Annotated in this window: 18 protein-coding genes and 1 pseudogene; 8 read left to right on the forward strand and 11 right to left on the reverse strand. The window is 59.3% G+C overall.

The features are described 5' to 3' along the window. Positions 1-42 precede the first annotated feature (42 nt). The gene (locus AC3WKX_RS14470) at positions 43-897 is read right to left on the reverse strand and encodes an MIP/aquaporin family protein (protein WP_008433490.1); all 855 of its coding nucleotides are present in this window, start codon (positions 895-897) and stop codon (positions 43-45) included. Positions 898-1,257: 360 nt separating this feature from the next. Between AC3WKX_RS14470 and ybaK the strand changes: the two genes are divergently transcribed. After that, on the forward strand, positions 1,258-1,728 hold the full coding sequence (ybaK, locus tag AC3WKX_RS14475) for a Cys-tRNA(Pro) deacylase (protein WP_003208718.1): 471 nt from the start codon (positions 1,258-1,260) through the stop codon (positions 1,726-1,728). 10 nt (positions 1,729-1,738) lie between these two features. Here ybaK and AC3WKX_RS14480 read toward each other — a convergent pair whose 3' ends face one another. Beyond that, positions 1,739-2,848 (reverse strand): ABC transporter ATP-binding protein, encoded by a 1,110-nt coding sequence (locus tag AC3WKX_RS14480; RefSeq protein WP_102604893.1) that lies wholly within the window; start codon positions 2,846-2,848, stop codon positions 1,739-1,741. Further along, the gene (argF, locus tag AC3WKX_RS14485) at positions 2,845-3,765 is read right to left on the reverse strand and encodes an ornithine carbamoyltransferase (RefSeq protein WP_003208712.1); all 921 of its coding nucleotides are present in this window, start codon (positions 3,763-3,765) and stop codon (positions 2,845-2,847) included. The genes AC3WKX_RS14480 and argF overlap by 4 nt, the downstream gene beginning before the upstream one ends. Positions 3,766-4,210: 445 nt before the next feature. Between argF and AC3WKX_RS14490 the strand changes: the two genes are divergently transcribed. Next, the gene (locus AC3WKX_RS14490) at positions 4,211-6,307 is read left to right on the forward strand and encodes a molybdopterin oxidoreductase family protein (RefSeq protein ID WP_102604892.1); all 2,097 of its coding nucleotides are present in this window, start codon (positions 4,211-4,213) and stop codon (positions 6,305-6,307) included. A gap of 99 nt (positions 6,308-6,406) precedes the next feature. Beyond that, positions 6,407-6,745, forward strand: coding sequence for a Grx4 family monothiol glutaredoxin (grxD, locus tag AC3WKX_RS14495; protein WP_003208710.1), 339 nt, complete (start codon positions 6,407-6,409; stop codon positions 6,743-6,745). 78 nt (positions 6,746-6,823) lie between these two features. Here the strand turns inward: grxD and bfr are convergent, their stop codons facing one another. Continuing rightward, entirely contained in the window at positions 6,824-7,294 is a 471-nt protein-coding gene (gene bfr / locus AC3WKX_RS14500; protein WP_008433502.1) for a bacterioferritin, read from the reverse strand. Between the two features lie 200 nt (positions 7,295-7,494). Continuing rightward, positions 7,495-7,713: a bacterioferritin-associated ferredoxin gene (locus tag AC3WKX_RS14505; RefSeq protein ID WP_003208706.1), complete on the reverse strand. Its 219-nt coding sequence runs from the start codon at positions 7,711-7,713 to the stop codon at positions 7,495-7,497. Between the two features lie 237 nt (positions 7,714-7,950). Between AC3WKX_RS14505 and AC3WKX_RS14510 the strand changes: the two genes are divergently transcribed. Further along, positions 7,951-8,553 carry a peroxiredoxin gene (locus AC3WKX_RS14510; protein WP_003172097.1) on the forward strand — a complete coding sequence of 201 codons (603 nt, stop codon included), beginning with the start codon at positions 7,951-7,953 and terminating at the stop codon, positions 8,551-8,553. A gap of 64 nt (positions 8,554-8,617) precedes the next feature. Here AC3WKX_RS14510 and rnt read toward each other — a convergent pair whose 3' ends face one another. After that, the gene (gene rnt, locus AC3WKX_RS14515) at positions 8,618-9,295 is read right to left on the reverse strand and encodes a ribonuclease T (protein ID WP_003208704.1); all 678 of its coding nucleotides are present in this window, start codon (positions 9,293-9,295) and stop codon (positions 8,618-8,620) included. After that, on the reverse strand, positions 9,292-10,338 hold the full coding sequence (gene pyrC, locus AC3WKX_RS14520) for a dihydroorotase (protein WP_003208703.1): 1,047 nt from the start codon (positions 10,336-10,338) through the stop codon (positions 9,292-9,294). Before pyrC ends, rnt begins: the two co-directional genes overlap by 4 nt. A gap of 156 nt (positions 10,339-10,494) precedes the next feature. Here pyrC and AC3WKX_RS14525 point away from each other — a divergent pair, with 156 nt between their 5' ends. From AC3WKX_RS14525 to AC3WKX_RS14535, 3 genes are all read left to right on the forward strand, one after another. Further along, on the forward strand, positions 10,495-11,403 hold the full coding sequence (locus AC3WKX_RS14525; protein WP_087695280.1) for a flagellar protein MotY: 909 nt from the start codon (positions 10,495-10,497) through the stop codon (positions 11,401-11,403). A gap of 129 nt (positions 11,404-11,532) precedes the next feature. Then, positions 11,533-12,750 carry an argininosuccinate synthase gene (locus AC3WKX_RS14530; RefSeq protein ID WP_003208700.1) on the forward strand — a complete coding sequence of 406 codons (1,218 nt, stop codon included), beginning with the start codon at positions 11,533-11,535 and terminating at the stop codon, positions 12,748-12,750. A 656-nt stretch (positions 12,751-13,406) separates the two neighbouring features. Continuing rightward, positions 13,407-14,039 (forward strand): response regulator transcription factor, encoded by a 633-nt coding sequence (locus AC3WKX_RS14535; RefSeq protein ID WP_003208698.1) that lies wholly within the window; start codon positions 13,407-13,409, stop codon positions 14,037-14,039. A 71-nt stretch (positions 14,040-14,110) separates the two neighbouring features. Here the strand turns inward: AC3WKX_RS14535 and AC3WKX_RS14540 are convergent, their stop codons facing one another. From AC3WKX_RS14540 to metG, 4 genes and pseudogenes are all read right to left on the reverse strand, one after another. Continuing rightward, the gene (locus AC3WKX_RS14540) at positions 14,111-14,296 is read right to left on the reverse strand and encodes a PA3496 family putative envelope integrity protein (protein ID WP_003208696.1); all 186 of its coding nucleotides are present in this window, start codon (positions 14,294-14,296) and stop codon (positions 14,111-14,113) included. Between the two features lie 107 nt (positions 14,297-14,403). Beyond that, positions 14,404-15,042 (reverse strand): endonuclease III, encoded by a 639-nt coding sequence (gene nth, locus AC3WKX_RS14545; protein ID WP_010170146.1) that lies wholly within the window; start codon positions 15,040-15,042, stop codon positions 14,404-14,406. Between the two features lie 150 nt (positions 15,043-15,192). Further along, positions 15,193-16,014 (reverse strand): annotated as a pseudogene (gene rsxB / locus AC3WKX_RS14550) (electron transport complex subunit RsxB); the annotation flags it as partial. A 121-nt stretch (positions 16,015-16,135) separates the two neighbouring features. Then, positions 16,136-18,187 carry a methionine--tRNA ligase gene (gene metG / locus AC3WKX_RS14555; RefSeq protein ID WP_003208690.1) on the reverse strand — a complete coding sequence of 684 codons (2,052 nt, stop codon included), beginning with the start codon at positions 18,185-18,187 and terminating at the stop codon, positions 16,136-16,138. A 172-nt stretch (positions 18,188-18,359) separates the two neighbouring features. Here metG and apbC point away from each other — a divergent pair, with 172 nt between their 5' ends. Further along, on the forward strand, positions 18,360-19,454 hold the full coding sequence (gene apbC / locus AC3WKX_RS14560) for an iron-sulfur cluster carrier protein ApbC (RefSeq protein ID WP_102604890.1): 1,095 nt from the start codon (positions 18,360-18,362) through the stop codon (positions 19,452-19,454). Positions 19,455-19,609: the final 155 nt, after the last annotated feature.

A 19,609-nucleotide genomic window follows, 5' to 3' on the forward strand; every position in this document is an offset into this window, starting at 1 on the left:
CAGCCTGGGCCGCAAAAGGGCAGTACGGCCCAGGCTATCGCATCAGGAAGTACGGGTTTTGGCGGTGGCAGCCGCTTCGGTTGCATCAGTTGTAGCAGGTGCGGCGCTGGGCAGGTGACGGGCAATCAGCCCGCGATAGGCGGCAGCACCGAGGCAGGCGCCGACAATCGGCGCAAAGATCGGAATCAGGAAGTAAGGAATGTCGCGCCCGCCAGTGAAAGCCATTTCACCCCAACCGGCGAAAAAGGTCATCAGCTTGGGGCCGAAGTCACGGGCCGGGTTCATCGCGAAGCCGGTCAGCGGGCCCATGGCACTGCCGATCACGGCAATCAGCAAACCAATCAGCAGCGGCGCCAACGGGCCGCGGGGCAGGCCGTTGTTGTCATCGGTCAGGGCCATGATCACGCCCATCAGGATCGCGGTGATGACCATTTCCACCAGGAACGCCTGGGCCGTGCCCAGCAGCGGATGCGGGTAGGTGGAGAACACCGACGCCAGTTCCAGGCTGGCCTGGGTGCCGCGAATCATGTGGTGGGTTTGTTCGTAATCGAAAAACAGGTTGCTGTAGAGCGTGTAAACCAACGCGGCCGAACAGAAGGCCCCGGCGACCTGGGCGATGATGTAGAACGGCAGTTTGCGCTTGTCGAAATCGGCAAAGATACACAGCGCGATACTGACCGCCGGATTGAGGTGAGCCCCGGAAATACCGGCGCTCAGGTAGATCGCCATGCTGACGCCGATCCCCCAGATGATACTGATTTCCCACAACCCAAAGCTGGCACCCGCGACCTTGAGCGCAGCAACACATCCGGTACCGAAGAAGATCAGCAACGCAGTGCCCAGGAATTCGGCCATGCATTGACTTGAAAGTGAAGGCTGTTGAAGAGCAGTTGTCATGGAAAACCTCTGTTTTTGTTGTTGTCTGGCGTTTTGCCGCAACGGGCAATCGGCGATTTTCACCGTGGCGAGGATCCCCATCCTGTTCGCGGCTTACTGCTGTGAATCCGTAGGTGCATTCCTACAGTATTCGTAAACGAAAAAATATAGACAAGAATGACGGCTGTCAAAGGTCGAAAGTGAACGATCGGTCATTTTGTAATTATTGGTGTGATGAATGATCGTGCCGTGGGCGCGGGAAGCGGCAGGGAAGGTGCGCGTGAGGGCGTGGCAGAGGGCTTCGGACTAGAGCCTTTTGCTTGTTGTTGGCCTAGAATTGGCTGTCTGTTTTTTCACCTGTTTGCCAAGCCTGGAGCCCACATGACGCCCGCATTGGACCTGTTGAAAAAAGTTCGCGCCGAACATCGAATTCACAGTTACGAACATGACCCAAAGGCAGCGTCCTATGGTCTGGAGGCCGCGGAAAAATTGGGCCTGGACCCGGCGCAGGTGTTCAAGACCCTGCTGGCCAGCAGTGAAAAAGCCGAGCTGCTGGTGGCGGTTGTGCCGGTCGTCGGAAGTTTGGATTTAAAGGCGTTGGCGCAGGCGGCGGGGGTAAAAAAGGTCGAGATGGCAGACCCGGCAGCGGCGCAACGGGCCACCGGTTACTTACTAGGCGGCATCAGCCCGCTGGGGCAGAAGAAACGCCTGCGCACCTTCATCGATGTGACGGCGCAGTCGTTTCCGACAATTTTTATCAGTGCGGGGAGAAGGGGGCTTGAGGTTGAGTTGGCAGCGACAGTGCTGGCCGAACACACCCAGGCCAAGTTCGCGGAAATTGGCCGGGCGTGATGCGTTGACGTCAGGAGGCGGTGTTGTAGCGTCGAACGCCTGACTCAACCTGAGGGATTTGTGCTGCGGTGCTGCCTGAGGCCTGGAACAACACCAGGTGCTCGGCTGCCACGCGAATGCCCACGTCGGCACCGACCAAGTGATCGGCGTGGCTGGGAAAGATCGACTCCAGCTGAGCGCCTGTCGGCAGCTGCAAGCGATACAGGGTCGACGCGCCGAGGAACGTCTTGCCGACAATCCGCGCCTTCAAGGCGCTGTCCGGTGCATAAACGATGTCGTCCGGGCGCAGCAACACATCCACCGCGCCGCCGGTTGGCCAGGTGTAGGCACGATTGCCGCGCAACTCCCCCAGTTCGGTGGTAACCGATTCCGGCGTGTTCAACTGCCCGCGAATGAAGTAACCCTGGCCAATGAAGCTGGCGACAAAGGGTGTCAGCGGTTCGTGATAGAGGTTGTAGGGCGTATCCCACTGCTCCAGGCGACCCTCCTTGAACACGCCGACATGGTCACTCACTGCGAAGGCTTCTTCCTGGTCGTGGGTCACCAGAATCGCACTGGTGCCCCGCGCCTTGAGGATATCGCGTACTTCGTGGCTGAGTTTGCGCCGCAGTTCGCCGTCGAGGTTGGAGAAGGGTTCGTCCAGCAGCAACAATTGCGGTTCCGGCGCCAGGGCGCGAGCCAGGGCGACGCGTTGCTGCTGGCCGCCCGAGAGTTCGTGGGGGAAGCGCTTGCCGAGGTTTTTCAGGTTCACCAGTTCCAGCAATTCAGCGACCACACGCTCTTTTTGCGGGTGCTTGCGAATGCCGAAGGCGATGTTGTCAGCCACGCTGAGGTGTGGAAACAGCGCGTAGTCCTGGAACACCATGCCGATCCGACGTTTCTCCGGGGCCAGTGTGAAACCGGCGCTGGAAATGACTTCGCCTGCCAGGCTGATCTCGCCTTCATGCACCGGCTCAAACCCGGCAATCGCTCGCAGGGTGGTGGTCTTGCCGCAGCCCGAGGAGCCCAGCAGGCAACCGATGTCGCCGGCGTTGAGGTGCAGATTGAGGTTCTGCACCACCCGTTGGTCTTGATAGCCGCATGCCAGATTGCGCAGGTTCAGCAGTAGTGGCTGGCTCATGCAGGACGGTACGCCGGCGCAACCAGAAACTCGAGCAGGGCTTTTTGTGCGTGCAGGCGGTTTTCCGCCTGGGCCCAGGCTACTGAACGTTGATCGTCCAGCAGGTCGAGACTGATTTCTTCGCCACGGTGGGCGGGCAGGCAGTGCATGAACAGCACGTCCGGCGCGGCCAGGTCGAGCAGGGCGCGGGTGACCTGGAACGGGGCGAAGAGCTTGAGGCGCTTGGCGGTTTCCTCTTCCTGGCCCATGGAGGTCCACACGTCGGTGCTCACCAGGTGTGCGCCGATGACCGCCTCACGCGGGTCGCGGACGATGGTCACGCGGTCGCCGGCCTGGGCCAGGAAACGTGCATCCGGCTCGTAGCCTTCAGGGCAGGCAACGCGCAATTTGAAGTCGAACTGGATCGCCGCTTCTATATAGCTGTTGCACATGTTGTTGCCGTCGCCGATCCAGGCCACGGTCTTGCCCTGGATCGAGCCGCGCTGTTCGAGGAAGGTTTGCATGTCGGCCAGCAACTGGCAGGGGTGCAGGTCATCGGACAGGCCGTTGATCACGGGCACTCGGGAGTTGGCGGCAAATTCGGTCAGGGTGCTGTGGGCGAAGGTACGGATCATCACCGCATCCAGCATGCTCGACATCACGATCGCGCAATCGCTGATCGGCTCGCCACGGCCCAGTTGGGTATCGCGAGGTGACAGGAAGATAGCCTGGCCGCCGAGCTGAATCATGCCGGCTTCGAAAGACACGCGGGTGCGGGTGGACGACTTCTCGAAAATCATCCCGAGCACGCGGTTTTTCAAAGGCTCGAACAATACGCCGCGGTTACGCAGGTCTTTAAGCTCAATGCCTCGACGGAGCACGCTGACCAGCTCTTCGGGCGTGCAATCCATCAGGGAGAGAAAGTGCCTTGCGCTCATCATTAACTACCTTTTTGCAACAGACCGCAGATACTCAAAGCCTGGTTTATTTTGAAAACGGGCGAGACCTGCGGCGAAAGCCGCACGGGGCGACGAAATAGGGGAAGGCGCGATCTTATAATTAAATGTCGCGTCTTACCAATAGGGCTACAGTTTTTAGGGGAGTTCAAGGACGCGGGGAGGGCGCTTTTGAAGCCTGTTTCCTGACAGCAGCGGGTCATTTGTACACTGGCGCTGCGCCACATTGCAATGCGTGAGGGCGGGCTGAGGCCGGGCTGCGTCGGTTTCAGCGGGCTGCCCAAGGCTTCTGAAACATTTCCTGATGTTTCCTCATGGCCTGGCCTGATGCCCCTGGATTCACACGACGAACGTTGCTGGCGCTGCTGCCCCGGGCGGGCCATAGTTTTCGTCCGAAGCGCCTAGCCCACAATAAAAGAGACTGGCCATGACCAAGACTCTCCACCACCGTGCCTGCCATCTGTGCGAAGCCATCTGCGGCCTCACACTGGAAACTACCCAGGGCGAAGACGGAAGCCTGGCGATCACCTCGATCAAGGGCGACCCCCTGGATACGTTCAGCCGTGGCCATATCTGCCCCAAGGCCGTGGCCCTGCAAGACATCCAGAATGACCCGGACCGCCTGCACCAGCCCATGTTGCGGGTGGGCAGCGAATGGCAGCCGATCCCGTGGGAAGACGCCTTTGTACTTGTAGCCGAGCGCCTGGCCGCGATTCAGGCGCGTCACGGGCAGAACGCGGTGGCGGTGTACCAGGGCAATCCGAGCGTGCACAACTATGGGCTGATGACCCACAGCAACTACTTCCTTGGCCAGCTGAAGACCCGCAATCGTTTTTCCGCCACCTCGGTGGACCAGTTACCCCACCACCTCACCAGCCACCTGATGTACGGCCACGGCCTGTTGCTGCCGATCCCGGACATCGACCATACCGATTTCATGCTGATCCTCGGCGGCAACCCGTTGGCGTCCAACGGCAGCATCATGACCGTGCCGGATGTGGAGAAACGCCTGAAGGCCATCCAGGCTCGCGGCGGCAAAGTCGTGGTGGTTGATCCGCGCCGCAGCGAGACGGCGGCGATGGCCGACCAGCATCTGTTCGTGCGCCCGGGCGGTGATGCGGCGTTGTTGTTCGGATTGCTCAATACACTGTTTGCCGAGAACCTGACCCGTGACAGCCACCTGCCGGTGGACGGCCTGGATGACGTGCGCCACGCCGTGGCCGGATTCACCGCCGAGGCCATGAGCCGTCAATGTGCGGTGCCCGCCGAGCAGATCCGCCAGTTGGCCCGGGACTTCGCTGCGGCCGACACAGCGGTGTGTTATGGCCGCATGGGCGTTTCGACCCAGGCGTTCGGCACGCTGTGCCATTGGCTGGTGCAGTTGATCAACCTGGTGACCGGTAATCTGGATCGAGTCGGCGGGGCCTTGTGCACTACGCCGGCCGTCGACCTGGTGGCCTCGACTTCCGGCGGGCATTTCAATCGCTGGCAAAGCCGGGTTTCCGGGCGACCCGAGTACGGGGGCGAGCTGCCGGTATCGGCACTGGCTGAAGAAATGCTCACTGAGGGTGAAGGGCAAATCCGTGCGCTGGTGACGGTGGCGGGCAATCCGGTGCTCTCCACGCCCAACGGCCGGCAACTGGAGCAGGCGCTGGATGGCCTGGAGTTCATGGTCAGCATCGACCTGTATATCAACGAGACCACGCGTTACGCCGACCTGATCCTGCCGTCCACCTCGGCCCTGGAAAACGATCACTACGACACCACCTTCAATATGTTCGCGGTGCGCAACGTCACCCGTTTCAATCGCGCCATCCTGCCGAAGCCCGAGGGTGCGTTGCATGATTGGGAAATCTTCGTCGGCCTGGCCCGGGCGTTTGCCGAGAAGACGGGTAATACACTCAAACCGACGATGCCGCCTGCGCAGATGATCGACTTCGGGCTGCGGGCCGGGCCTTATGGTGACAGGTTGTCCATTGCCGCGCTGGCCGATCACCCTCATGGCCTGGACCTCGGGCCGCTGAAACCCAACCTCGCAGGCCGCCTGAAAACCGCCAATGGCCATCTGCAGGCCGCACCATCGGTAATCCTCGCCGACCTGGCGCGCTTTGCCGCGCAGCCGGTGCCCGAGGTGAATGAGTTGCTGCTGATCGGCCGCCGGCATGTGCGCAGCAACAACTCCTGGATGCATAACTACCACCGGCTGGTGAAGGGCAAGCCTCGCCATCAACTGCTGATGCATCCGGATGACCTTGCCCATCGCCAGTTGACTGACGGGCAGCGGGTACGGGTCAGCTCGCGGATCGGCATGATCGAGGTGGAAGTGTTGGCCAGTCTCGACATGATGCCCGGCGTGGTCAGCCTGCCTCACGGTTGGGGCCACGGCCGCCCTGGCGTGCAGATGACCATCGCCAGCGGGCAGCCGGGGGCGAGCGCGAATGACCTGACGGATGAGCGGCAACTGGATGAGCTGTCGGGCAACGCAGCGTTGAACGGCGTGCCGGTGCAGGTGGCGGCGGCGTAAGGATTGTCTGTCGGGGAGTCCGAGCGTCACGCTGGGGTTTGCGTTACAATGCGCCACCGTGCCGACCCATGAGTCGGAAAGTTCCAGCCGAGGTGTTCCATGGATATCATCGAAACGATCAAAGAGCAGATTGCCAACAACACTATTCTGCTTTACATGAAGGGCGCCCCTAACGCTCCCCAGTGTGGCTTCTCCGCAAAGGCTTCCCAGGCAATCATGCAATGTGGCGAGAAGTTCGCCTACGTGGATATCCTGCAGAACCCGGAAATCCGCGCCAACCTGCCGAAGTACGCCAACTGGCCAACCTTCCCGCAGCTGTGGGTTGCCGGTGAGCTGGTCGGCGGTAGCGACATCATCACCGAAATGGCGGCTGATGGTTCGTTGCAGGCACTGATCAAAGACGCAGCGGCCAAAGCAGCTGCGAAGACCGAAGCCTGATTTGTTTTAGGCCGCGGCAATAAAAAGCCCCGCTTCTCGAAAGAGAGCGGGGCTTTTTAGTGGCCGGGAATTGAAGGGTTATTCACCCATCTGCGATTGCAGGTAATTCTCGATAGTCACTTTGTCGATCAGGCCGATTTGGGTTTCCAGCCAGTCGATGTGTTCTTCCTGGTCTTCAAGGATATCTTCCAGCAGTTCACGGCTGCCGAAGTCGCCCTTGGATTCGCAATGAGCAATGGCGGCCTTCAGGTCGGTGTGGCTCTTGCGCTCGAAGTTCAGGTCGCAGTTGATCATTTCCTGGGTGTGCTCGCCGATGTTCAGCTTGCCCAGGTCCTGCACGTTCGGCAGGCCTTCCAGGAACAGGATGCGCTTGATCAGCGCGTCAGCGTCCTTCATGGCCTTGATGGATTCTTTGTATTCACGCTTGCCCAGCTTTTCCAGGCCCCAATCGTCATACATGCGCGCATGCAGGAAGTACTGATTGATCGCGACCAGTTCATTGGCAAGGATTTTGTTGAGTTGCTGGATGACTGTGATGTCGCCTTTCATGATTGGGGTCCTGCCCTGTATTCGCTGTATATAAGGCGGAGTTTGAGCTGCGCATTTACTACTGTCAAACCTAAGTTATTGAATAATAAATGAAAATTAATCGGAATAAGAATGTTTGTGTTCCGCGTCTTGGCGCTAACTGTTTGAATTTCGGGCATAAAAAAACCGGACACTAAGTCCGGTTCTTTAAAACACGCTGATTAAGCGTGTGTAAATTCTGCTGAGTAGGGGATCGCAGCCTGGGCAGTTTGCAGTTGCGTCAGGGTTTCCCGTACCACTTGCTTGGCGAGGCAGGCGCATTTGCCGCATTGGCTGGCAACGCCGGTGGTTTCACGTACTTCCTTGTAGCTGCAGCAACCTTCGTAGATTGCTTCGCGGATTTGTCCGTCGGTAACGCCAGTGCAAAGGCAGACATACATAAGGGAGAACCATCGCGGTTTAAGGCTTAAGTGCGACGGATCTTAATGTTAACGAGAATGATTGTCAAAGTAGTTTCTCAAGCCTTGGTGTTTGCACGCGGCTTCACTGACGAACGGCTTTTTTCCGGTATGATGGTCGGTCTTCACGAAGCGTGATCACGTCACAGGCCTGTCGTTTAGCTGCGGCACACTGGGACGGATCCTTTTACTTCAGTCACCACCATCAGGAGATACCCAATGAGCGTACTCGTCGGCAAACAAGCCCCGGATTTCGACGTACCCGCCGTCCTCGGCAATGGCGAAATCGTAGACAGCTTCAAACTGTCTGAAGCCATCAAAGGCAAATACGGCCTGGTGTTCTTCTACCCGCTGGACTTCACCTTCGTCTGCCCATCGGAGCTGATCGCCCTGGATCACCGCATGGACGATTTCAAGGCGCGTAACGTTGAAGTGGTTGCCGTTTCCATCGACTCCCATTTCACCCACAACGCCTGGCGCAACACCGCCATCAATGATGGCGGCATCGGCAAAGTCAAATACACCATGGCTGCCGACATGAAGCACGACATCGCCAAGGCCTACGACGTTGAGTCCGAAGGCGGCGTGGCATTCCGTGGCGCGTTCCTGATCGACGACAAGGGCGTTGTACGCTCGCAGATCATCAACGACCTGCCGCTGGGCCGTAACATGGAAGAGCTGATCCGTCTGGTCGACGCCCTGCAATTCCACGAAGAGCACGGCGAAGTCTGCCCTGCCAACTGGAAAAAAGGCGACAAGGGCATGAACGCTTCGCCAGAAGGCGTTGCGGCTTACCTGACCGAGAACGCTGGCAAGCTGTAAGCCACGTTCGAAGCAAAAAAAACCGGCCTGAGAGGGCCGGTTTTTTTATGCGCGGGATTTGGCTTCAGTCGCCGAAGTCTTCCCAGCCGCCCATCTGTTTCCAACGGTTGACGATGCCGCAGAACAGCTCGGCGGTCTTCTCGGTGTCGTAGCGGGCCGAGTGGGCCTCACGACCGTCGAAGTCGATACCGGCAGCCTGGCAGGCCTTCGCCAGCACGGTCTGGCCATAGGCCAAACCGGCCAGGGTCGCAGTGTCGAAGCTGGAGAACGGGTGAAACGGGTTGCGCTTCATGTCCAGGCGGGCCACGGCGGCATTGAGGAAGCCCAGGTCGAAGCTGCTGTTGTGGCCCACCAGGATCGCGCGTTTGCAGCCATTGGCCTTCAGGGCCTTGCGTACGCCACGGAAGATGTCGGTCAGCGCCGCTTCTTCACTGACGGCCATGCGCAGTGGGTGATCAAGCTTGATCCCGGTGAATTCCAGGGCCGCCGCTTCGATGTTGGCGCCTTCGAACGGCTCGACGCGGAAGAAGTGGGTGTGTTCCGGGAACACGAAACCCTGTTCATCCATGCCGATGGTCGTGGCGGCGATTTCCAGCAGCGCGTCAGTGGCGCAATTGAAGCCGCCGGTTTCTACGTCGATGACAACCGGCAGGTAGCCACGGAAACGCTCGGCCATCGGGTGACGGGAACCGCCACCACCGCCGCCGTGTTCCTGGTCGTCGTCGTAATGGTCTTCACTCACGGGTGTTCCTCCAGCAGGCGCCAGCGCAGTGTTTCACCGGCGCGCAGCGGGATAACGGTCAGCTCGCCAAACGGCAGGCTGGTGGGGGCGGTCCAGTCTTCACGGACCAGGGTAATGCGGTCGGTATTCGCCGGCAGGCCATAGAAACGTGGGCCGTTGAGGCTGGCGAACCCTTCAAGCTTGTCCAGGGCGTTGCGTTGTTCGAACGCTTCGGCATACAACTCGATCGCCGCATAGGCGGTATAGCAACCGGCACAACCACACGCGGCTTCCTTGGCGTGTTGGGCGTGAGGTGCAGAGTCGGTACCGAGGAAAAATTTCTCGCTGCCACTGGTGGCGGCATCGAGCAGCGCTACCTGGTGCGTGTTGCGCTTGAGAATCGGCAGGCAATAGAAGTGCGGCCGAATCCCGCCCACCAGCATGTGGTTGCGGTTGTACAGCAGGTGATGCGCGGTGATGGTCGCGCCGACGTTGGCCGAAGCCTCGGTGACGAACTGCACGGCATCGGCGGTGGTGATGTGCTCGAACACCACCTTGAGGGTCGGGAACAGCTCGACAACTCGGCGCATGTGCTCGTCGATGAAGATCTTTTCACGATCGAACACATCGACATCGCCACGGGTGACTTCACCGTGGATCAGCAACGGCATGCCCACTTCGGCCATGGCTTCGATGGCCGGCAGGATCTTGTCGATACTGGTGACGCCGGAATCGGAGTTGGTGGTCGCGCCGGCCGGGTACAGCTTGGCGGCGTGCACGAAACCACTGGCCTTGGCCTGGCGGATTTCTTCGGGCTGGGTGCGGTCGGTCAGGTACAGCACCATCAACGGTTCGAAGCGGCTGCCGGCCGGTCGTGCAGCGAGAATGCGCTGGCGATAGGCGTCGGCTTCCGCGGCGTTACGCACCGGAGGTACCAGGTTAGGCATGATGATGGCGCGGCCAAACGTGCGCGCTACATCGGCCACGGTTTGGGGCAACGCAGCACCATCGCGAAGATGAATATGCCAGTCGTCGGGACGCAGCAGGGTCAGGCGGTCGGACATTGGGGATTCCAGGCGGGTCAATCTGGTGGGAATGCTACCGGAAAAGACTCTTGCAGGCACTCGCTATCAAGTTTTGCAGGATGCGACCGATATCCCTGGGTATGCCTTAACGATGTATGACGCCTTGATGTGTTGTAGAAACCAGTGGAGCCTCCCGTGCGCCAGCATTATCTAGCCCTGCTCAGTGTGTTCGCCAGCCTGCCCGCGATGGCCCTCACGTTCCAGACACGTCTGGAGAATATTGAGTGGAAAGTGGAGGGCGATAAATTCGAGTGCCGCTTGACCCAGCCGATCACCGATTTCGGCTCGGGCGAGTTCGTGCGCCGGGCCGGCGAGCAGGCGACGTTTCGCCTGAAAGCCTTTAACGGCTCGTTGGGTGCCGGTTCCGCAACCCTGTTGGCGGCGGCTGCGCCGTGGCAGCCGGGGCGTGGCGATATCAACCTGGGGGCGGTGCGTGTCGGCAGTGGCGATGTGCTGTTCAACAGCTCCCAGGCCCAGGCCGGGCGTTTGTTTACCGGCCTGCTCGAAGGGCGCAGCCCGACGGTGCGCCACTATAGCCGCGACGGCGGTTACTCCGAGATCCGCCTGCTGCCGGCGAAATTCAGCAAGGCCTACAACGACTACCAACTCTGCACCACCAAGCTGCTGCCGATGAATTTCGAGCAGGTCAAACAGACCGAGGTGGGTTTCCCGGGTGGCGGCATCGAACTGGACGCGGCGGCCAGGAAAAAGCTCTCGGTGATTCTCGAATTCATGAAAGCCGACCCGACGGTTAACCACGTCGAGTTGAATGGCCACTCCGACAACAGCGGCAATCGCCTGACCAATCGCGACGTTTCGCGGCGTCGTGCATTGGCGGTGATGGACTACTTCAAGGCCAATGGCATCCAGGAATCGCAGATTACCCTGCGCTTTCATGGCGAAAGCTATCCGCTGGCGCCGAACACCAACGCGGCCAACCGGGCGAAAAACCGCCGGGTGAATATTCAGCTCGAACGGGTGGCAGCCCCCGAGAAACCGGCGCCCCAGGCCAAGGCGCCAGGCAACGCTGCCGCCACCTCATAAGGTGCGGCGTTTCGTCGCCCGCTCGACATAATCTGTCGCTTTATCTTCATTTGCTGTCGCGCCTCTGTAATTTCACGGTTTTGGTCGGTAGAATCGACGCCTTTCCGTACAACCCCGTGGAGTGATGGCATGGCCGACGTAAACAAGGTCGTTCTCGCGTATTCCGGCGGCCTGGACACTTCGGTGATCCTCAAGTGGCTGCAGGATACTTATAACTGTGAAGTGGTGACCTTCACCGCTGACCTGGGTCAGGGCGAAGAGGTCGAACCTGCACGTGCCAAGGCGCAAGCCATGGGCGTGAAAGAGATCTACATTGACGACCTGCGCGAAGAGTTCGTCCGCGATTTCGTTTTCCCGATGTTTCGCGCCAACACTGTCTACGAAGGCGAGTACCTGCTGGGTACTTCCATCGCACGTCCGCTGATCGCCAAGCGCCTGATCGAAATCGCCAACGAAACCGGCGCCGACGCCATTTCCCATGGCGCCACCGGCAAGGGCAACGACCAGGTGCGTTTCGAACTGGGCGCCTACGCCTTGAAGCCAGGCGTAAAAGTGATTGCTCCGTGGCGTGAATGGGACCTGCTGTCCCGTGAAAAGCTGATGGACTACGCCGAAAAGCACGCGATCCCGATCGAGCGTCATGGCAAGAAGAAGTCCCCGTACTCGATGGACGCCAACTTGCTGCACATCTCCTATGAAGGCGGCGTGCTGGAAGACACCTGGACCGAGCACGAAGAAGACATGTGGAAATGGACCGTCTCCCCGGAGAACGCTCCTGACAAGGCCCAGTACCTGGAACTGACCTACCGCAACGGCGACATCGTCGCGCTGGACGGCGTCGAAATGACCCCGGCCACCGTACTGGCGACCTTGAACCGTATCGGTGGCGAACACGGTATCGGCCGCCTCGACATCGTCGAGAACCGTTACGTGGGCATGAAGTCCCGTGGTTGCTACGAAACCCCGGGCGGCACCATCATGCTGCGCGCTCACCGCGCCATTGAGTCCATCACCCTGGACCGTGAAGTGGCTCACCTCAAAGACGAGTTGATGCCCAAGTACGCCAGCCTGATCTACACCGGCTACTGGTGGAGCCCTGAGCGTCTGATGCTGCAACAGATGATCGACGCTTCCCAGGTCCACGTGAACGGCGTTGTGCGCCTGAAGCTGTACAAGGGCAACGTGATCGTGACCGGTCGCAAGTCCGATGAGTCGTTGTTCGACGCCAACATCGCCACTTTTGAAGAAGATGGCGGCGCCTACAACCAGGCAGACGCGGCAGGCTTCATCAAGCTGAACGCGTTGCGCATGCGCATTGCGGCCAACAAAGGTCGCAAGTTGTTCTGAGTGTTGTAAGTTGCAATGAAAAATGGCCCCTCAAGGGGCCATTTTTTTTGGTTGAAAATACATCCGGAATCATCGGGCGCGCGCCTGTGTTTATTGTTCGCTTCGAAAAAGTTCAGGTACTCCAGGAGATGATCTGGAGTGTTTATATTTTTACGGGGGCAATGTTTATTAATTTCGCTCGATAAGTGATGCATTGTTGAGAGTGAGATTTTTTCTTGTAGGCAGGAACTATGTACTACAGAAAATTCACTCAGAAATGTACCGCGAATATGTCAGATGCTGACATGCCTGTAGGATTTATGGAGCGTTAGTAATTATGTCGAATGGAACTTTTAAAAACCCGGTTTCCCTCCGGGTTCACAGGTCTTCTGACAGCGCACAAGGGGCATTTCCTGAAACTTGTGTACGGCGCGTTTACCCGGGCCCGCGTAATCCTGGGAATTTTCACTCAAAATATGTTTGTGCTCGGAAAGTTCTGAAAGCCCCAACAAAACTGAATAGCTCCGATCTGGCGTTTTTTTGTAGGTTAAATCCTATGTCTTTGTGGGTTAGGTCTCTGCTTGCTGTTGCTTGGGGGGGAGCGCTATGCCAAGCGAGAAACGACTAGGCTATTGTGCTTACTCTTAATAATTCGAACAGCGAAATTGGACTTGCCCATGAATAAAGTGCTGATCGTGGATGATCATCCCGTCATTCGTCTTGCTGTGCGTATGCTAATGGAACGTCATAGTTATGAGGTCGTTGCCGAGACCGATAACGGTGTCGATGCCTTGCAACTTGCGCGCGAGCATATGCCGGACATTGTCATACTGGATATTGGAATTCCCAAACTCGATGGCCTGGAAGTTATATGCCGGCTGTCATCAACCAAACAGGCACATCCCTTCAAGGTGCTGGTGCTGACGTCCCAGGCGCCCGGGCATTTCTCGATGCGGTGCATGCAGGCGGGTGCTGCCGGCTACGTGTGCAAGCAACAGGATCTCACCGAGCTGTTGAGCGCGGTCAAGGCGGTGCTGTGCGGGTACAGCTACTTCCCCAACCAGGCGTTGAACTCGGTGCGCTCCACAATGGGTAACGCCAGCGAAGCGGACATGGTCGAGCGCCTGTCCGGCCGGGAGATGATGGTGTTGCAGCAGTTGGCCCGCGGCAAGACCAACAAGGAGATCGCCGATGGCATGTTCCTGAGCAACAAGACTGTGAGCACCTACAAGACCCGCTTGCTGCTCAAGCTCAACGCCCGCTCGCTGGTGGACTTGATCGAGCTGGCCCAGCGAAACGGCCTGGTGTAGGCCGGCCTCACATTTACATCCAGTCAGAAAAAAGCCTCCGCAAGGGAGGCTTCTGTTTATCGTTGGATCGATTAGAGATCGAAGTCGTAATCGGCCAACTGTTTTTGCAAGCGCCGCTCTTCCAGAAGGTTGTCGATGGTGCGGCGTTTGCTCAAATTGGTCTTGGCCACCTCTACCGGTGCTTCTGCTGCATCATCGTCGGATTCAGCGCCAACAACGTCGTCTTCTACATCCAGTTGTTCTTTGCCAGTGCTCATAAGGTTAACTCCAGGCTAAGACTGCCGTTGGCGCTCCTTATAACGATAATCTCGGGCCTGGTAAAAAAGATTTTTTCAATCGACTCATCGATAAAAGCAATGATGGCTCAATCGTCGGAAGTCTTTTCCTTGTATTCGCACAGGTCTTCGATGCGGCAGCTGCCACAGCGCGGCTTGCGGGCCTGGCAGACATAGCGTCCGTGAAGGATCAACCAGTGATGCGAGTCCAGCAGATACGGCTTGGGCACGAACTTCATCAGCTGTTTTTCCACCTCCACCACATTTTTTCCGCGGGCAATACCGGTTCGGTTGCTGACCCGAAAGATGTGCGTGTCCACCGCCATGGTCAACTGGCGAAATGCTGTATTGAGCACCACATTGGCGGTTTTTCGGCCAACACCCGGAAGGGCTTCCAGGGCTTCGCGCGTTTGCGGTACTTCGCTGCCGTGCAGTTCCACCAGCAGCCGGCATGTCTCGATGACATTCTTCGCCTTGCTGTTGTACAGGCCGATGGTCTTGATGTATTCGGACAACCCCTCAACCCCCAGCGCGTAGATCGCCTCCGGGGTGTTCGCCACCGGATACAACTTGGCGGTGGCCTTGTTGACGCCGACGTCTGTGGACTGGGCCGAGAGAATCACGGCGATCAGCAACTCGAACGGCGAGGAATAGGCCAGTTCGGTTTTCGGTTCCGGGTTGTCTTCGTGAAGCCGGCGGAAAATTTCCAGGCGTTTTGCGGCGTTCATGGGGCGAGCGGTTCCTTGCGGACAGTCAGTGTGGTTACGAAAAACGGGCCCAATAACCCAAGCAGGATAAACGCGGCGTGCACCGGCAGTACACGCTTCATCACGTGGGGCCGGTGCTCAAGGGGTTCAGGTGCGGGCATCAGCCACCACCAGTGCTGCAAGCGCCTGCTCTGCCGTTTCGAAGTGCTGTTGCAGAATGATCAACTGCGACTGCTGTTCAAAGGTCGGCGGGTGGCCGAAAGCTTTCAGGGATTTGTGCAATTGGGCGCGGCTCATGGCCAGGTTGATCTTGGCCTTCTTCAAGGCGGCGTCCATGGCCGCGGCTTTTTGTGCACGAACCCGCTCAATGGCCGCCTGGACCGGGTTGACCGTGGCCGCAGCTACCGGGGCGGCGCGCTTGGAGCGTGCCTGGCGTTCGGCAAGTTTCTGTTCCTCTTCGCGTTGCAGCCGCGCGTTGCGCTGTTCAAACCGTCGCCGGGCCCGGTCGCGCTTGAGGCTGCGTGCCTCGCGTTCATGATCATTGGAGGCCAGCCCGCCGACAATCGGTACCACGGTGCTCAACGGACGCATTTCGATGCAATCAACCGGGCAAGGTGCCACACACAGGTCGCAGCCCGTGCACTCGTCGATAATCACCGTATGCATCAATTTGGCAGCACCGACGATAGCGTCCACCGGGCAGGCCTGGATGCATTTGGTACAGCCGATGCACTCCGCTTCACGGATAAACGCGATCTGTGCGGGCGCCTCGCCTCGGGACGTGTCCAGTTCCAGCACCGGGAGCTTCAGCAGTTGCGCCAGGCCGGCAATGGTTTCCTGGCCGCCCGGTGGGCACTTGTTGATCGCCTCGCCCTGGGCAATGCCTTCTGCGTAGGGCTTGCAGCCAGGATGCCCACATTTGCCACACTGGGTTTGCGGCAGCAGGGCGTCGATACGTTGAATCAGGCTCATGGTTTGATCATTGCGTTGGAACCCGGAAAAGCCACAGCCAACAGCGGGCCGACAGCAAACAGAATCCGATTATCCGGCAAGCGAGGAGGGGGTACTAGCTGAAACCGCCCCATGGCCGAGACCATGAGGCAGTTAGCCATTGTTACTTGATGCGCTGACCCGGCTTGGCGCCGCTGTCCGGGCTCAACAGGTAGATCTCTTCACCGCCAGGGCCGGCCGCCATCACCATGCCTTCGGAGATACCGAACTTCATTTTCCGCGGCTTGAGGTTGGCGATCATCATGGTCAGGCGACCATCGAGCTTGGATGGGTCCGGATAGGCGCTCTTGATCCCCGAGAACACGTTGCGTTGTTCATCACCGATGTCCAGGGTCAGGCGCAGCAGCTTGTCGGCGCCTTCCACGGCTTCGGCCTTGAGGATCAGGGCCACCCGCAAGTCCACCGCAGCGAAGGCGTCGAAGTCGATTTCCGGCGACAACGGATCTTTCGCCAGTTCGCCATTGCCCGCAGGTGCAGCGTCGCCGGTATCGGTCTTGCTGGCCTCGAGGTCTTCTTTCGATGCGTCGGTCATGGCCTGCACTTTTACCGGGTCGATACGGGTCATCAGCGGCTTGAACTCATTCAACTGATGGTTGCCGAGCAGTGTCGCGTGGTCATTCCAGGTCAGCGGCGGCACATTGAGGAACGCCTCGGCGTCGGCTGCCAGCAATGGCAATACCGGCTTGAGGAAGATCACCAACTGACGGAACAGGTTGACGCCTGTGGCGCAGATCGCCTGGACTTCAGCCTGCTTGCCTTCCTGCTTGTTCAGCGACCACGGCGCCTTGTCGGCGATCCAGGCGTTGGCGCGGTCGGCCAGGCCCATGATTTCGCGCATGGCCCGGGCAAAGTCGCGGGCTTCATAGGCATCGGCGATGCTTGGCGCCGCCGCCAGGAACGCATCGGTCAGCTCAGGTGCGGCATTTTCAGCCACCAGCACCCCGGCGTTGCCCTTGTGGATAAACCCGGCGCAACGGCTGGCGATGTTGACGACCTTGCCCACCAGGTCCGAGTTGACCTTCTGTACGAAGTCTTCCAGGTTCAGGTCCAGGTCGTCGACACCACGGCCCAGCTTGGAGGCGTAGTAGTAGCGCAGGTATTCCGGCGACAGGTGGTCCAGGTAGGTGCGCGCCTTGATAAAGGTGCCACGGGACTTGGACATCTTCTGGCCGTTGACCGTCAGGTAACCGTGCACGGCAATGCCGGTTGGCTTGCGATAGCCCGAACCTTCAAGCATTGCAGGCCAGAACAGCGCGTGGAAGTTGACGATGTCCTTGCCGATGAAGTGGTACAGCTCGGCCGTGGAGTCCTTGTTCCAGAACGCGTCGAAGTCCAGCTCCGGCGTGCGGTCGCACAGGTTCTTGAAGCTGGCCATGTAGCCGATCGGCGCGTCCAGCCACACGTAGAAGTACTTGCCTGGCTCGCCCGGGATCTCAAAGCCGAAGTACGGCGCATCGCGGGAGATGTCCCACTGTTGCAGGCCGGCGTCCAGCCATTCGGCGATCTTGTTCGCCACGGCGTCCTGCAGGGTGCCGCTGCGGGTCCAGGTTTGCAGCATCTGCTGGAAATCCGGGAGCTTGAAGAAGAAGTGCTGGGAATCCTTGAGTACCGGGGTGGCGCCGGAGATGGCCGACTTCGGATCCTTCAGGTCGGTGGGCGCGTAAGTGGCGCCGCATTTCTCGCAGTTGTCGCCGTACTGGTCCTCAGTGCCGCATTTCGGGCAGGTGCCCTTGATGAAGCGGTCGGCCAGGAACATTTTCTTTTCCGGGTCGAAATACTGGGTGATCGAACGCGTGGCAATGTGCCCGGCGTCCTTGAGGCGCAGGTAGATCTGGCTCGACAGCTCGCGGTTTTCGTCGGAGTGGGTCGAGTGGAAGTTATCGAAATCCACCAGGAACTCGGCAAAGTCGGCGCTGTGTTCAGCCTGGACATTGGCGATCAGTTGTTCCGGGGTGATCCCTTCCTTCTCGGCGCGCAACATGATGGCCGAACCGTGGGCGTCGTCCGCGCAGACATAAATGCATTGATTGCCGCGATGCTTCTGGAAGCGCACCCACATATCGGTCTGGATGTACTCAAGCATATGGCCAAGGTGGATAGAACCATTGGCATAGGGCAGGGCGCTGGTGACGAGGATCTTGCGTGGCTCGGACATGGGGCTCGGCTACTTGATGAAACGGAGGTCGGCCACTATAAAGCGCCGGGAAATTTATTTCACCCCGTGCGGCTGTTTCCGGATTTTCCCGCAGGCCGAAAGCGTGCCGCTGGGGCGCTGGAACGGTTAGGATAGCCGCCTGTTTTAGTCAGTCTTTTTTCGGGAGTAGCCCATGAGCGCCGTCAATCGCGCAGCGGTGGAAGCCGTTCTTCGCCAGTACACCGACCCCTACCTGAACCAGGACCCGGTCAGCGCCGGGTGCGTACGCGCCATCGACGTGCAGGGTGACAAGGTTTCGGTCCAGCTTGAGCTGGGCTACGCCGCAGGCCTGTTCAAGAGCGGCTGGGCGCAGATGCTGCAAATGGCCATCGAAGGCCTGGACGGCGTCAGCGCGGCCAGGATCGACATCCAGTGCGTGATCGCCCCGCACAAGGCCCAGGCGCAGATTCCGGGCCTGGCCAACGTCAAGAACGTGGTGGCCGTGGCTTCCGGCAAGGGCGGCGTGGGCAAATCCACCACCGCCGCCAACCTGGCCCTGGCCCTGGCCCGAGAAGGCGCGCGGGTCGGGATTCTCGACGCCGACATCTATGGCCCGAGCCAGGGCGTGATGTTTGGCATCCCGGAAGGCACCCGGCCGAAGATCAAGGACCAGAAATGGTTCGTGCCGATCGAGTCCCATGGCGTGGAAGTCATGTCCATGGCGTTCCTGACCGACGACAACACACCGATGGTCTGGCGCGGCCCGATGGTATCCGGTGCGTTGCTGCAACTGGTCACCCAGACCGACTGGGGCAACCTGGACTACCTGGTGATCGATATGCCGCCCGGCACCGGCGATATCCAGCTGACCCTGGCGCAGAAAGTGCCGGTGGCCGGCGCGGTGATCGTCACCACACCGCAGGACCTGGCGCTGCTGGATGCCCGCAAGGGTGTGGAGATGTTCCGCAAGGTCAACATCCCGGTGCTGGGCGTCGTGGAAAACATGGCGGTGCACATCTGCTCCAACTGCGGCCACGCCGAGCATCTGTTCGGTGAAGGCGGCGGCGAGAAGCTCGCGACCCAGTACGGCGTTGAACTGCTGGCGTCGTTGCCGCTGTCCATGGGGATTCGAGAGCAGGCTGATGGCGGCAAGCCGACGGTGGTTGCCGAGCCCGATGGCCAGATTGCCATGGTCTACCAGGAGCTGGCGCGCCACGTAGGCGCGCGAATCGTCCTGCAGGAAGCAGAGGCCCAGGCAATGCCGACGATTACTGTCAGCGACGACTGATCCACCGGATGGGAAAAAAGCCTCGACCTTGTCGGGGCTTTTTCTTGCCTGGTGAACACCAACGAGGCGTTTTTTACTCTTTTACGTAATTGCTGGTGTAAGCATTCACTTACTTTTTCGTAAGCGTTTGGGTTTTTTCATCGGCGGGGGCGTCT

It is taken from the genome of Pseudomonas sp. GP01-A4, from assembly GCF_058780865.1.